This is a genomic window from Georgenia yuyongxinii (assembly GCF_006352065.1).
In the GTDB taxonomy this organism is placed as follows: domain Bacteria; phylum Actinomycetota; class Actinomycetes; order Actinomycetales; family Actinomycetaceae; genus Georgenia; species Georgenia yuyongxinii.
Genome location: NZ_CP040915.1, coordinates 3,045,414 through 3,058,562, shown reverse-complemented (window position 1 = coordinate 3,058,562; position 13,149 = coordinate 3,045,414). Strand labels below are relative to the sequence as shown.

The 13,149-nt window shown below is 72.5% G+C and carries 11 protein-coding genes and 1 riboswitch; of the genes, 8 read left to right on the top strand and 3 right to left on the bottom strand.

Features of this window, described 5'->3' with window-relative positions; translation table 11 throughout:
- Nucleotides 1–56: 56 nt before the first annotated feature.
- From aceA to FE374_RS13900, 6 genes are all read left to right on the top strand, one after another.
- Complete coding sequence (gene aceA / locus FE374_RS13925) at nucleotides 57–1,430, top strand: isocitrate lyase (RefSeq protein ID WP_139929787.1); 1,374 nt, start codon at nucleotides 57–59, stop codon at nucleotides 1,428–1,430.
- 28 nt (nucleotides 1,431–1,458) lie between these two features.
- Complete coding sequence (aceB, locus tag FE374_RS13920; RefSeq protein ID WP_230978319.1) at nucleotides 1,459–3,321, top strand: malate synthase A; 1,863 nt, start codon at nucleotides 1,459–1,461, stop codon at nucleotides 3,319–3,321.
- A 341-nt stretch (nucleotides 3,322–3,662) separates the two neighbouring features.
- Complete coding sequence (locus FE374_RS13915) at nucleotides 3,663–5,024, top strand: sensor histidine kinase (RefSeq protein ID WP_139929784.1); 1,362 nt, start codon at nucleotides 3,663–3,665, stop codon at nucleotides 5,022–5,024.
- Nucleotides 5,025–5,083: 59 nt separating this feature from the next.
- Complete coding sequence (locus tag FE374_RS13910; protein ID WP_139929782.1) at nucleotides 5,084–5,785, top strand: response regulator; 702 nt, start codon at nucleotides 5,084–5,086, stop codon at nucleotides 5,783–5,785.
- A 139-nt stretch (nucleotides 5,786–5,924) separates the two neighbouring features.
- A complete protein-coding gene (locus FE374_RS13905) occupies nucleotides 5,925–6,821 on the top strand; it encodes an ABC transporter ATP-binding protein (RefSeq protein ID WP_139929780.1) in 897 nt (298 codons plus the stop codon).
- Nucleotides 6,818–8,044 carry an ABC transporter permease gene (locus tag FE374_RS13900; protein ID WP_139929778.1) on the top strand — a complete coding sequence of 409 codons (1,227 nt, stop codon included), beginning with the start codon at nucleotides 6,818–6,820 and terminating at the stop codon, nucleotides 8,042–8,044. The genes FE374_RS13905 and FE374_RS13900 overlap by 4 nt, the downstream gene beginning before the upstream one ends.
- A gap of 29 nt (nucleotides 8,045–8,073) precedes the next feature.
- On the opposite strand, the gene FE374_RS13895 is transcribed toward FE374_RS13900, so the two are convergent.
- Nucleotides 8,074–8,952, bottom strand: coding sequence for a DMT family transporter (locus FE374_RS13895; RefSeq protein WP_223173543.1), 879 nt, complete (start codon nucleotides 8,950–8,952; stop codon nucleotides 8,074–8,076).
- Nucleotides 8,953–9,355: 403 nt separating this feature from the next.
- Nucleotides 9,356–9,445, bottom strand: a riboswitch (glycine riboswitch).
- A 121-nt stretch (nucleotides 9,446–9,566) separates the two neighbouring features.
- On the opposite strand from FE374_RS13895, the gene FE374_RS13890 reads away from it, so the two are divergent.
- A complete protein-coding gene (locus FE374_RS13890) occupies nucleotides 9,567–9,851 on the top strand; it encodes a DUF1905 domain-containing protein (protein WP_139929776.1) in 285 nt (94 codons plus the stop codon).
- 60 nt (nucleotides 9,852–9,911) lie between these two features.
- On the opposite strand, the gene FE374_RS13885 is transcribed toward FE374_RS13890, so the two are convergent.
- Nucleotides 9,912–11,171 carry an amidohydrolase gene (locus FE374_RS13885; RefSeq protein ID WP_139929774.1) on the bottom strand — a complete coding sequence of 420 codons (1,260 nt, stop codon included), beginning with the start codon at nucleotides 11,169–11,171 and terminating at the stop codon, nucleotides 9,912–9,914.
- Between the two features lie 279 nt (nucleotides 11,172–11,450).
- On the opposite strand from FE374_RS13885, the gene FE374_RS13880 reads away from it, so the two are divergent.
- Entirely contained in the window at nucleotides 11,451–12,263 is an 813-nt protein-coding gene (locus tag FE374_RS13880) for a trimeric intracellular cation channel family protein (RefSeq protein WP_230978318.1), read from the top strand.
- 57 nt (nucleotides 12,264–12,320) lie between these two features.
- On the opposite strand, the gene FE374_RS13875 is transcribed toward FE374_RS13880, so the two are convergent.
- Entirely contained in the window at nucleotides 12,321–13,088 is a 768-nt protein-coding gene (locus FE374_RS13875; RefSeq protein WP_139929770.1) for a thioesterase family protein, read from the bottom strand.
- Nucleotides 13,089–13,149: the final 61 nt, after the last annotated feature.

Genomic DNA, 13,149 nt, shown 5'->3' with positions numbered 1-13,149 from the left:
ACAGCCAATTTCACCCCGCACCTGCCGGGGTGTTCGCAGAACGAGGAGCCAACGACATGACCAGCACGCTGGAGACCACCACCGAGCAGGAGACCACCACCGAGCAGCCGGGCACCGGGCCGCGGACCGTCACCGAGCAGCGGAGCGTGACGGAGCGGCAGCGCGCCGAGGCCGCGGAGCTCGCGCGCCAGTGGGCCACGGACCCGCGCTGGGCCGGCATCCGCCGCGACTACACCGCCGAGGACGTCGTCCGGCTGCGCGGCACCGTCCGCGAGGAGCACACCCTCGCCCGCCGCGGCGCCGAGCGCCTGTGGGAGCTGCTGCACACCAAGGACTACGTGCACGCCCTCGGGGCGATCACCGGCAACCAGGCGGTGCAGATGGTCCGCGCGGGTCTGCAGGCCATCTACCTCTCGGGCTGGCAGGTCGCCGCGGACGGGAACACGTCCGGCAACACCTACCCCGACCAGTCCCTCTATCCGGTCAACTCCGTCCCCACCGTGGTCCGCCGCATCAACAACGCCCTGCTGCGCGCCGACGAGATCACCTTCTCCGAGGGCCGCGACCCGGGCTTCGACTGGCTCGCGCCGATCGTGGCCGATGCCGAGGCGGGTTTCGGTGGCCCGCTCAACGCGTTCGAGCTGGCCAAGTCCCTCATCGCCGCTGGCGCCGCGGGCGTGCACTACGAGGACCAGCTCGCCTCGGAGAAGAAGTGCGGGCACCTGGGCGGCAAGGTCCTGGTCCCGACCCGCCAGCACGTGCGCACCCTCAACGCCGCCCGCCTGGCCGCGGACGTCCTCGGTGTGCCCACGATCATCGTCGCCCGCACCGACGCCCTCGCCGCGAACCTCATCACCTCCGACGTCGACGAGCGCGACCAGGCGTTCACCACTGGCGAGCGGACCGCAGAGGGCTTCTACCGCACCGAGCCGGGCCCGGACGTCGTCGTGGCCCGCGCCCTGGCCTACGCCCCGTACGCGGACCTCATCTGGGTCGAGACGTCGACGCCGGACCTGGGCCTGGCGCGCCAGGTCGCCGAGGCCGTCCGCGCCGAGTACCCGGGCAAGATGCTCGCCTACAACTGCTCGCCGTCGTTCAACTGGAAGCAGCACCTGACCGACGAGGAGATCGCCCGCTTCCAGCGCGAGCTCGGCGAGCTGGGCTACACGTTCCAGTTCATCACCCTCGCCGGCTTCCACCAGCTCAATCACGGCATGTTCGAGCTGGCCGAGGGCTACGCCGCGCGGGGCATGAGCGCCTACGTCGAGCTGCAGGAGAAGGAGTTCGCCGCCGAGCCGCGCGGGTACACCGCCACGAAGCACCAGCGCGAGGTCGGCACGGGCTACTTCGACCTCGTCTCCACCGCGCTCAACCCCGGCAGCGACACCCTGGCGCTGCGCGGGTCCACCGAAGAGCAGCAGTTTCACTAAACGAGCAGCGCCAAGAGAGGACACGGCCATGACCATCGCCGGACCCACCACCCACAGCCTCGCCGTCGCCCCGCCCCGGCGCGCCGCCGCCGCGTCCCCGCTGCACGTCGTCGCACCGAGCGTCCCCAGCGCGCCGTCGCCGGCCTCCGCGCAAAGTGCCCGCGAGATGTCATCTTCTCCGCGACATGTCATGACTTCTCACGGAGAAGATGACATCTCGGCGCCTCGGGGTTGGCGCTTTCACACGGCGCGCGCAGGGGGCGCGCCGGCCGTGGAGGTGGTCGGTCCGGCGGTGCCGGGTGCCGCGGAGATCCTCACGCCGGCGGCGCTGAAGTTCCTCGCCGAGCTGCACACCCGGTTCGCCCCCCGCCGGGCGGACCTGCTCGCCGAACGCCAGCGCCGCCGTCGGGCCCTGGCCGACGGCGCCACCCTGGACTTCCGGGCCGAGACCGCGCACATCCGCCGGGACCCGTCCTGGCAGGTGCCGCCGCCGGCGCCGGGCCTGGAGGACCGGCGCGTGGAGATCACCGGGCCCACCGAGCGGAAGATGACCATCAACGCCCTGAACTCCGGCGCGAAGGTGTGGCTGGCCGACCTCGAGGACGCCAACACCCCGCACTTCGCCAACGTGGTCGACGGGCAGGTGAACCTGCGCGACGCGATCCGCCGCGACATCACCTTCACCGGGCCCACGGGCAAGCGGTACGCCCTGCGCGACGGCGAGCTGGCCACGATCGTCGTGCGCCCCCGCGGGTGGCACCTGACCGAGAAGCACCTGCGGGTGGACGGGCAGGTCATGGTGGGCGGGCTGGTCGACTTCGGGCTGTACTTCTTCCACAACGCCAAGGAGCTCCTGCGCCGCGGCGCGGGCCCGTACTTCTACCTCGCCAAGCTCGAGAACCACCTCGAGGCGCGGCTGTGGAACGACGTGTTCGCCTTCGCCGAGGACTACCTAGGGCTCGAGCGCGGCGCGATCCGCGCGACGGTCCTGATCGAGACCATCACCGCGGCGTTCGAGATGGAGGAGATCCTCTACGAGCTGCGCGAGCACTCCGCCGGACTGAACGCCGGCCGGTGGGACTACATCTTCTCGGTCATCAAGAACTTCCGGACCCGGCCCGAGTTCGTGCTGCCCGACCGGGCGGACGTGACCATGACGGTGCCGTTCATGCGCGCCTACACCGAGCTGCTGGTGCGCACCTGCCACCGACGCGGCGCGCACGCGATCGGCGGGATGTCCGCGTTCATCCCCTCCAAGGACCCCGAGCGCGACGCGGTGGTGTTCGCCAAGGTCCGCGAGGACAAGTCCCGCGAGGCCGCCGCCGGGTTCGACGGCTCGTGGGTGGCGCACCCGGGCATGGTGGGCGCGGTGGCGGACGTCTTCGACGCCACCCTGGGCTTCATGCCGCACCAGATGGGCCGCAAGCGCGACGACGTGCGGGTGGGCGCGGCCGAGCTGCTCGACGTCGCCGCCACCCCGGGGGCCGTCACCGCCGAGGGGCTGCGCACGAACGTCGCCGTGGCCCTGCGCTACCTCGAGGCATGGCTGGAAGGCCGCGGCGCCGTCGGGATCTTCGGGCTCATGGAGGACGCGGCGACGGCGGAGATCTCGCGGTCGCAGGTGTGGCAGTGGATTCACCACGGCACGGCGCTCGCGGACGGTCGGACGGTCACCCGGGAGCTGGTCGAGAAGATCCTGAGTGAGGAGACGGCGATCCTGCTGGGTGAGGCGGGGGAGCCGGACGGGCCCGGCGAGCTCGGCGAGACGGGGGCGGACGGCGGCCGCCGCGCCCGCATCACCCAGGCCGCCGAGCTGTTCACGGAGGTGGCGCTGGGCGAGGAGTACCCGACGTTCCTCACGGTCCCGGCATACGCCAACCGGGTGGACTGACAGCCTTTCCGGCGAGATGTCATCCTCTCGCCGGTCTGTCCCGCGACGGCGGCCCCGGCACGTGTGCCGGGGCCGACCGGCGCGGCCGCAGGGACCTGCCGGGGCTGCCGTCCGTCAGGCGGTGACGATCGACGTCGAGCTCTCAGCCTGGGGCGAAACGACTGCTCGTATGCAGGCGTCGCTGACGACGGCGACGCCGACCCGAGCAACCGGGTGGGCCAGGCACGGTGCTGCCCCCTCCGCCGCACGGGGGAGGCGGGCCCGCCGTTGGCCCTCGGCCTGTTCGGGGCTCCGCCGGAAGGCGGAGCCGCCTCTGGTACGGGGTCGCTAGGGTTCGGGACATGGACCTGCCCGTCTCCGTGCGCGTAGCCGTGCCGGAACGGCTGAACGCCTGGCTCAACGACCCAGCCGACCCCCTGTGGGAGCGGCCACGGCCAGGCTTGGCACAGCTGCGCAACGACGTCGTGGGCATGGCCGCGTTCCTCGCCGTCGCCCTCGGGATGACGCTGCTGACGAAGAACATGGGGTTGCGCGCCGAGGGCGAGGCGGCGTGGCGCGCCTATGTCGCCGTAACCGTCATGATCCTCCCGCTCGCCGTGCGGCGCCGCTTCCCCCTCGCCGTCCTCGTGGGCTCCAGCGTCGGGTTCGTCGTGCTGTCGTACCTCAGCACGGAGATGGCGGGGCAGCTCACCTTCCAGGTGGCGTACTTCGCGGCGCTGTACGCCGCCGTCGCCTGGGCACGAGACCGGCGCCTGCTGTGGATCGCGATGGGCCTCGTGCTCCTGACGATGACGCTCTGGCTCGTCATCGGGTTCACGGTCACCTCGGGCTACGCCGAGATGCTGAAGGCCTACGAGGTGCCCCAGGGGCCGCTGTCCCAGCTGACGGCTGCCGTGCTCTACACCGCCGCCGTGAACCTTCTGTACTTCGGCGGCGCCATCGCCGTCGGGCGGACCTCCTGGCGCGGGGCGCTGCGCCGCGAGCGGATGGCCGCTCAGGCCGAGCGCATCCGCGAGCAGGCTGCGGAGCTTGCCCGCCGCGCGGTGATGGACGAGCGCCTGCGCATCGCCCGCGAGCTGCACGACGTGGTCGCCCACCACGTCTCGGTCATCGGGGTGCAGGCCGGCGCCGCCCGCAAGGTGCTCACCCGCGCGCCCGACGCCGCCGCCGAGGCGCTGCGTACCATCGAGGACGCCAGCCGCAGCGCCGTCGGCGAGATGCGCTCGCTCCTCGGGGTGCTGCGCAGCGAGACGGACACCGTGCGCGGCGGCGACGGCGGGCGCGCCCCCGAGCCGGGTCTGGCGGAGCTCCGCGACCTCGTGGTGTCGCAGGCGCGTCCCGGGCTCGCCGTCGAGCTGGCGGCGGTGGAGCAGCGGCCCGGCGACCTCGACGGCGTGCCGGGCCCGGTCGCGCTGTCGCTGTACCGCACCGCGCAGGAGTCCCTCGCCAACGTCGTGCGGCACAGCACCGCTACGCGAGCGCAGGTGACCCTCCGCACGGGCGGCGCCGACGGCGCCGGCTGGGCCGAGGTGGAGGTCGTGGACGACGGTCAGCCCCGGCCGGGCAGCGCCGGCTCCGGGTACGGCCTGCGCGGCATCCGCGAGCGGGTGCACCTCCACGGCGGGGAGGCGGAGATCGGGCCACGCGCGCAGGTCTTCGGCTGGCGCGTCCGGGTGCGTCTCCCGCTGCGCCGCGGCTCCTGACCACCGGCCACACCGCCACCCCGTCCCGCCAACCGCCCGTCGCCACCCCAAGGAGTCCCGTGTCCGACCCCGTCCGCGTCCTGCTCGTCGACGACCACGCCCTCGTGCGCTCCGGCTTCGCCATGGTGCTCTCGGTCGAGGACGACGTCGAGGTGGTCGGGCAGGCGGCGAACGGCCGCGAGGCGCTCGCCGCACTCACGGAGCACCCGGCGGACGTGGTGCTCATGGACGTCCAGATGCCGGTGATGGATGGCATCGAGGCGACCCGCGAGGTCGTCGCGCGTGGGCTCGGCCGAGTCATCATCCTGACCACGTTCGACCGCGAGGACTACCTCTTCGACGCCCTCGCCGCCGGCGCCAGCGGATTCCTCCTCAAGAATGCCGACCCCGACGACCTCGTCGACGCCGTTCACGCGGTCGCCGGCGGCCATGCCCTGCTCGCACCCGAGGTGACGCTCAAGGTGATCTCGCGCCTGGTCGGGGACGACGCGGGTCGACGCACCGGCCAGGCTGCCGCGCGGCCGGCGCCCGTGCCGGCCGCCGAGGTGCGCCGGGCGGTCGCGACCCTCAGCCCGCGCGAGCGGGAGGTCCTGGGCCTGCTCGCCGAGGGCCTGTCCAACGCGGAGATCGCCGGGCGGCTGTACCTAGGAGAGTCGACGGTGAAGACCTACGTCTCGAACATCCTCGCCAAGACCGACTCCCGCGACCGCGTCCAGGCAGTGGTCTTCGCGTACCGCGCGGGCCTCGCGGGCGACGCCTGACGGCGCCCCGGTCTGGCGTCGCCGCGGCCCGCCTCCGCCGCGTGGGGGAGGCCTCCGTCGTGGGGGAGTCCGCCCGGCGACGGAAGCGGCGGGCACCGGCCGATTCCTAGGCTGATGCCGGACCAGAAAGGGGACCCGGATGAGCCACCACACGCCGACCGCGCTCGAGGTGCGGCACCTCACCAGGACGTTCGGCAACAAGACCGCCGTCGACGACGTCTCGTTCGTCGTCGAGCCCGGCCGGATGACCGGCTTCGTCGGCGCCAACGGCGCCGGGAAGACCACCACGATGCGCATGATCATGGGCGTCCTCGCCGTGCACGGCGGCGAGGTGCTGTGGGGCGGGCGGCCCATCACCGCCGCCGACCGCGCCCGCTTCGGCTACATGCCAGAGGAGCGCGGCCTGTACCCCAAGCAGACGGTCATCGATCAGCTCACCTACCTGGGCCAGCTGCGCGGCATGACCCGCCGCGACGCCACGACCGAGGCCACCCGCATGCTCGACCGCTTCGGCCTCGGCGACCGTCTCAAGGACAAGCTCGAGTCCCTCTCCCTGGGAAACCAGCAGCGCGTGCAGATCGTCGCCTCACTCCTGCATGGCCCGACGGCGCTGATCCTCGACGAGCCGTTCTCCGGTCTGGACCCGGTCGCCGTCGACTCCATGGTCGACCTCCTGCGCGACCGGCTCCGCGAGGGCGTGCCGGTGCTCTTCTCCAGCCACCAGCTCGACCTGGTGGACCGGCTGTGCGACTCCCTGGTGGTCCTCTCCGACGGCACGCTCATGGCCGGTGGAACCAGCGAGGAGCTGCGCGCCCGCGGGCCTCGCCGCTTCCGCATCGCCACCGAGCCCGATGCCGGCTGGCTGCGTGAGGAGCCCGGCGTCCAGGTCGTCGACATCGACGGTTCCCAGGGCATCGTCGAGCTCGACGACGCCATCCGTGACCGCGTCCTAAGCCACGCCGTGGCGCGAGGCCTGCGGGAGTTCACCCCGCTCCGGCCGACCCTGTCCGAGATCTACCGGGAGGTCACCCGATGAGCACCCTCACCACACCCCTCGCCACGCGGGACCCCGACGTGGCCGTGCCCGCCGCGGGCGTGAAGAACCCGTGGCTCGTGGTAACCGTGCGCGAGATCATGGTCAAGCTCACCGACCGGAGCTTCCTGATCTCCACGGTGATCACACTCGTGATGATCGTCGCCGGCGTCGGCATCTCCGCCTATATGGGCTCGCGTACCACCGACCACACCGTGGCCGTCGCCACCGACGCCGCACGCGACGTGGTCGAGCGCGCAGAGCCGGCGATCTCCACCGACGACTCCGGCGACACGCTCGAGGCCGTCGAGGTCGCCGACCCGGCCGCCGCCCGCGACGCCGTGCGCGCCAGGGAGGTGGACGCCGCCCTCCTACAGGAGGAGGACGGCTGGACGCTGGTCGGGCTGGACGAGGTGAGCACCCCCCTCAGCGGGGCGCTGAGCGCCGCCGCCGCAGCCGTCGTCCTCGACGCGAATGCCGAGGCGGCGGGGACCACCGTCGACGTGCTCACCGCCGGGTCGGCGGTCGAGACCGAGCTGCTCGGCGCGAACGACCACGGCGGCATGGCGAACGCCGCGGGCTTCGCGTTCGCCTTCCTCTTCTACATGGCGGCGATCGTCTTCGGCATGGCGATAGCGAGCTCCGTCCTCGAGGAGAAGCAGAACCGGGTGGTGGAAATCCTTGCGACGGCGATCCCCATCCGCCAGCTTCTCTACGGCAAGGTGCTGGGCAACTCCGTCCTCGCCCTGGCGCAGGTGGCGCTGTACGCCGTCGTCGCCCTGGTGGCGGTCAACGTGGCCGGGATGGCCAAGGACCTCGGCTGGCTGCTGGGTGCGTCCGGCTGGTTCATCGTCTTCTTCATCGCCGGCTTCTTCGCGCTGGCGTCCGTCTGGGCCGTGCTCGGCTCTCTCGCCAGCCGCAGCGAGGACCTGCAGTCCAACACCGGGCCGGTCATCGGCATCATCATGGTCGCGCTGTTCGCCGGCCTGTTCGCCGAGGGCCCCTGGCTAGCCGGCGCCTCCTACGTGCCGATCGTCTCCTCGGTGGCCATGCCGATCCGCCTGCTCAAGGACGACGTCGCGCTGTGGGAGCCGGTGGCCTCGCTGCTCCTGACGGTCGCCGCCGCGTACCTGCTGCTGCGGCTGGGCGAGCGGATCTACCAGCGCGCCGTGATGCAGGGCGGCACCGCCCTGACCTGGCGCCAGGCGATACGGCTGCAGGACTGAGCTTGGCCGCAGCGTGCGTGTGCGGCCGCTCAGGCCGTTCGGGCATGCCGGCTCGCCACCAGCGGGATGACCGCCGCCGCGACGATGAGCGTGGCCCCGATGGCCGCGAGCGGCGAGATGGCCTCGCTGAACACGGCCGCCCCGAGCAGGAGCGCCACCACGACCTCCCAGTAGGACAGACTCGAGAGCTCGAATGCCCGCAGGTGCTTGCCGGCGACCACCAGCAGCCCCAGGGCCAGCAGCCCGCAGACCAGGAAGAACGCGACCGCCCACACCCAGTGGGTCGCCGTCATCCCCGACAGGTCCGGCCGCGTGACAACGACCAGCGCCGCGGTCCCCACCGTGCCGAAGAAGAAGTTCCAGAAGCTGCGCACGTCCGAGGGCATGTCGGCGCGGTACCGGTAGCACAGCAGCGCGGCGCCGTACGTGAGGCCGGACACCACGCCCAGCACGATGCCCAGGACCCAGTCCTCGGAGGCCGCGGCAGACTGCCCGCCGAGCAGCCCGGCGGCCAGCATCATGCCCACGAAGCTGATGCCGAGGGAGACCAGCTCCAGGCGGCTGAGCGACTCCTTGAGCAGCACGCGCGCGAGCACGGTCGCCACGACCGGGCCGAGGTAGTGCAGCGCCACCGCGAGCGCGAGGTCGATAAGCACGGTCGCGGACAGCAGCGTCGCCAGCGAGATTCCCAGGAACACCCCACCGAGCACGACCGACCACGACAGCCGGGTGCGGCGCAGGACACCGAGCCGCCGTGCCACCGCCAGGATTGTCAGCATCCCCAGCGCGCCGACCAGCATGCGACCCATCGTCAGCGCCTCGCCGATCACCGCGCCGGACGGCGACGCCAGCCGCCCGAACACCCCGGCGAAGCCCATGCCGGTGGCGGACAGGACGATCGCGAGCACGCCGAGCCGCCGGTTGGGCCCTGGGGTGGCCGACGGCTCAGCCTGGGCAGCCGCCGGACGGGCCGGCGTGCTGGTGGTTGCCGCACGGCGGGCCGGCGTGGTGGTGGTTGCCGCACGGCGGGCCGGCGCGGCGGGGGATGGCGCGAGGCGGGCCGGCGCGGCGGGGGATGGCGCGAGGCGGGCCGGCGCGGCGGGGGATGGCGCGAGGCCGGGACGAACGGTCTCCGGCACGCGCGCGGGCGCATGTGAAGTCAGAGCCACAGAACTCCTCAGGGAACGAGCGCGTCAGGGTGCGCCAGCGGGTGGGTGTTCCCCGCTCTGTCATTCGGACCTGAGAGCTTTCGCGGGCCGAAACCCGCTTACACCGTCGGTGAACCCCGAGGGGTTTCTTTCCAGAGGAGCCTCGCCAGCGGCGGTCTTGGGGGCCTGAGAGATTCCCGGGGAGGTTGCTCCTTCGGCGCCCGCAACTGCGGGACTCTCCCGCCGCGGTTCGGTGGCTATTCAGTTGTCGGCCCGTCCAGTATGCCGCATCGGACGAAAGCAGCTGGAAAGGAGGCCGACGTCGGTGGTGTGATCTACGTTGCGGGGGACCATCCCGCGAGGAGAGGTACGCGATGTCCACGACACAGGTTCTCGACCATGAGTTCTCGGCGCCCATCGGCGTCGAGGTCAAGGGGGAGATGTGGGCGTGTGTGGAGATGCCCGGCTCCACCGAGCTCTTCGGAACCGGCCGGTCGGTCAAGGTCGTCGCGACGGTCGACGGCGTGCCGCTCACCGCTGCGTTCATGCCGACGGGCACGGGGGGCCACATGCTCTCGATCAGCGCCAAGCTCCGCAAGCAGCTGGGCAAGGACATCGGTGACGAGGTCACGGTTCACATCACCCGACGGCTCTCGTAGGGACTAACGCTTACCGCCCGAACCGCCCTGCCACTCCTGCTGCGTGCTCAGCCACGCCCGCTACGTGCCCAACCACGCCAGGGCGGCCACCACGACGGCGGCCGTGCCGGTCTCGAGGGTCGGCTGGATGACCGGGGCGAACCGTGGCGAGTGGTTGCCGGGGATGTCCTCGCTCACGGTGCCGCGTGCGGCGGCGGCCTCGTACACCTGGGCGTCGATCCCGCCGAGCGCCCAGTAGGTGTAGGGGACATCCAGCGCGGTGGGGATGTCGGTGAAGTCCTCGCTCGCCGTCTGCCGGCCGAAGTCGCCGGCCGCCTGCCCGAAGTGGACCCGGAAGGCCTGCGCGACCCGGGCGGTGACGGCGGGGTCGTTGTCGGTGAGCGGGTAACGGTCATAGGTCTCGAAGTCGGGCTCCTTCGGCGACCCGGAGGCGGCGCACTCGCCGCGGACGATGCGCTCGATGGCGGTGCGCATTCGTGCGCGGGCCGCGTCGCTGTAGGCGCGCAGGTTGAGCTCGAGCACGGCGTGGTCGTCGATGATGTTGCTCTTGGTGCCCACCGCGATCCGGCCGACGGTCAGCACCGCGAACTCGCCCGGCGTCATCTCGCGGGCGACCACGGTCTGGAGCCGGACCACGATCATCGCGGCGAGGACCGCCGGGTCGACCGACAGGTGCGGCATGGAGCCGTGGCTGCCCCGGCCGTAGACCGTGATCCGGACGCTCTCGGCGAGGGAGAGGAACGGCCCGGCGTGGGTGCCCACGGTCCCGGACGGGTAGGCGAGCACGTGCTGGGCCAGGGCCACGTCCGGCGTCGGGATGAGCGAGGCCAGGCCGCCGTCGACCATGCTCCTCGCGCCGTCGGCGAGCTCCTCGGCGGGCTGGAACAGCGCCACGAACGTGCCCGACCACGCCGGCCGGGACGACGCGAGCAACCGGGCCGCGCCGAGCAGGCAGGCGACGTGGACGTCGTGCCCGCACGCGTGCATGACGGGGACGTCCTTGCCGTCGCCGTCGGTGGCGTGCGCCGTGCTGGCGTAGGGGAGCCCGGTGGCCTCCGCCACGGGCAGTGCGTCCATGTCCGCGCGCATCAGCACCACCGGACCGTCCCCGTTGGTGAGCACCCCCACCACACCCGTGGTGCCCACGTTCTCGTGGACCTCGAAGCCCAGATCGCGCAGCTCTCCGGCGACGAGCCCGGCGGTGCGCTCCTCCTGGTGACCGAGCTCCGGATGAGCGTGAAGGTCGCGGTAGACGTTCTCCTGCCAGTCCCGGATGGTCGCCTGGGCGCCAAGGACCGCCTCCGCGCTTGGTGCGCTCATCTCACTCTCCGTTGTTGTGGTGACCTGCGTCGTGGCGCCAGCGTTCCGCACGATGTCGAGGCGCGCTGCGCTGTCGCGCATGACGGTGTGGAGGTGCTCTGCGCTGTCGCGCCGGGCACCGCAGGCAGGCAGGCACCTGTGCCGCCGTCGTCCGCCCAGCATCCCCCCGGCGCGCACGGCGCGCATCGCGGGAGCACGGCTGTGGTAGCGCGGCCGGTGCCGCCCCTGCCACCGCGTTGCGGTCTTTGCCCTCGCGCCCGGGCGGGGACACTATCGGGTGTGGCCGCGGACGTGACAGCACAGCTCGGTGAGGTGCTCCCGAACGTCTTCCGGGGCATCGACCTCACCGGCGTGTTCCTCAACGGGGTGCTCGGCGGCACCATCGCCCGCCAGCGACGCTTCGACCTCGTCGGCTTCGCGATCCTCGCCATCGTCTCCGCGCTGGGCGGCGGCATGCTGCGCGACACCCTGCTGCAGGTCGGCACGCCTGTCGCTCTGACCGACCCCTACTACCTCGCCACCGCCCTGGCCGGCGCCGCCGTCGCCTTCTTCGTGCCGCTCAAGGGCCGGTGGTGGACCCGGACGTTCCTCGTCGCGGACGGCATCGTCCTGGGGTGCTGGTCCGCGACGGGCGCGACCAAGGCGCTCGCGGCCGGGCTGGGCGTCCTGCCGGCCATCCTGCTGGGCGTGACGACGGCGGTCGGCGGCGGCATGATCCGCGACGTCGCGGTCGGGCAGGTGCCGGCGGTCTTCGGGGGCAACACGCTCTACGCGACGCCGGCCGTGTTCGCGTGCCTGGTGACGATCCCCCTGCACAGCCAAGGCCTGGACAACCTGGGGATGCTAGCAGCCATCATCGTCGGCGCCGGGGTGAGCATCCTGGCCCACTGGCGGCAGTGGAGGCTGCCGGACCCTGACTCGGTCCATCTCCCCGTCAAGTGGCCGAACCGGCGTCGGCAGCCGGGAGGAGCCGGTGCGGACGACGCCGCGCCAGCGGCCGACGACGCCGCGCCCGCGCCCCCGGCCGACGACGCCGCGCCGCCCGGCGGCGTGCGGCGGTGGTGGCGGCGGCGCCTGGGCGACACCCGCTGACGTCCGGCCGGCCGCCGTCGTCCGTCCCGGCGCAGCTCCGGCCCGACCTCGCTGCCGTCAGGGGCGGACGGTGAGGATCTGGGCGATCGTGCCGATTGGCCCGCCGGAATCGTGGATGACGCTGCTGGTGAGCCCGAGGCCGCTCGGCCCGAAGGACACCGTGGTGTCGAAACCGAGCCAGTCGCCCCGGGGCTGGGTGAAGAGGTGCGCGGTCAGGTCGACGTTGGGGAAGGCGACATCCCTGGGATCGACGCGCACGGTCATTCCGTTGGCGATGTCGAACAGGCCGGCGGCACTGGCCAGCCGGCTGACCTCCTCGCCGTGCACGAGCGGGAGCGGGGTGCGCACCCAGAACGCCGCCCGGCCGGGTTCCACCTGCTCGCGCCGCACCTCCGCCGAGGCGACGAATCCGCCGGGCCAGACGGTCGAGGCATCCCAGACCGGCATGTCGGCCGGTGGGGTGATCCGTGGCAGCGGTGTGGCGTGGACGCGGGTGGTGTCGCCCGGCCGCATGAGCCAGGCGCGCAGCAGCACCGCGTCGCGCCCGTCGTGGCCGAGGGTGGCCTCCACCAGCTCGACGGTCCGGCCCGGGCGCACCACCCGCACCGAGGTCTCGACGACGTCGATGGGGATCGTGCCGAGGATGTCGTAGGACAGGCGCCCCACCACCAGGGAGTCGTCGCGGCGCGCATCACGGTCCAGCTCGACGGCGTGGGCCAGCAGCCCGAGCGCCGGGGCGATGTGCTGCTCGTCGGTCCTCCATGCCCCGCCGACGTGCCCGGTGGCGCGGAAAGCGGACGCGCCGACGCGCTCGAAGTAGGCCATCAGCGTCCTCTCTCTTCCGCGCTCGTCCTCGTCGAGAACCTAGCGTCCTGCGCGGTTGCGC

Excerpts from the sequence above, each read along its gene's own strand:
- FE374_RS13890 (WP_139929776.1), top strand. The coding sequence starts at position 9,567 with ATGTCCACGACACAGGTTCTCGACCATGAGTTCTCGGCGCCCATCGGC.
- FE374_RS13905 (WP_139929780.1), top strand. The coding sequence starts at position 5,925 with ATGAGCCACCACACGCCGACCGCGCTCGAGGTGCGGCACCTCACCAGG.
- FE374_RS13915 (WP_139929784.1), top strand. The coding sequence starts at position 3,663 with ATGGACCTGCCCGTCTCCGTGCGCGTAGCCGTGCCGGAACGGCTGAAC.
- FE374_RS13885 (WP_139929774.1), bottom strand. The coding sequence starts at position 11,171 with ATGAGCGCACCAAGCGCGGAGGCGGTCCTTGGCGCCCAGGCGACCATC.
- aceB (WP_230978319.1), top strand. The coding sequence starts at position 1,459 with ATGACCATCGCCGGACCCACCACCCACAGCCTCGCCGTCGCCCCGCCC.
- FE374_RS13900 (WP_139929778.1), top strand. The coding sequence starts at position 6,818 with ATGAGCACCCTCACCACACCCCTCGCCACGCGGGACCCCGACGTGGCC.
- aceA (WP_139929787.1), top strand. The coding sequence starts at position 57 with ATGACCAGCACGCTGGAGACCACCACCGAGCAGGAGACCACCACCGAG.
- FE374_RS13875 (WP_139929770.1), bottom strand. The coding sequence starts at position 13,088 with ATGGCCTACTTCGAGCGCGTCGGCGCGTCCGCTTTCCGCGCCACCGGG.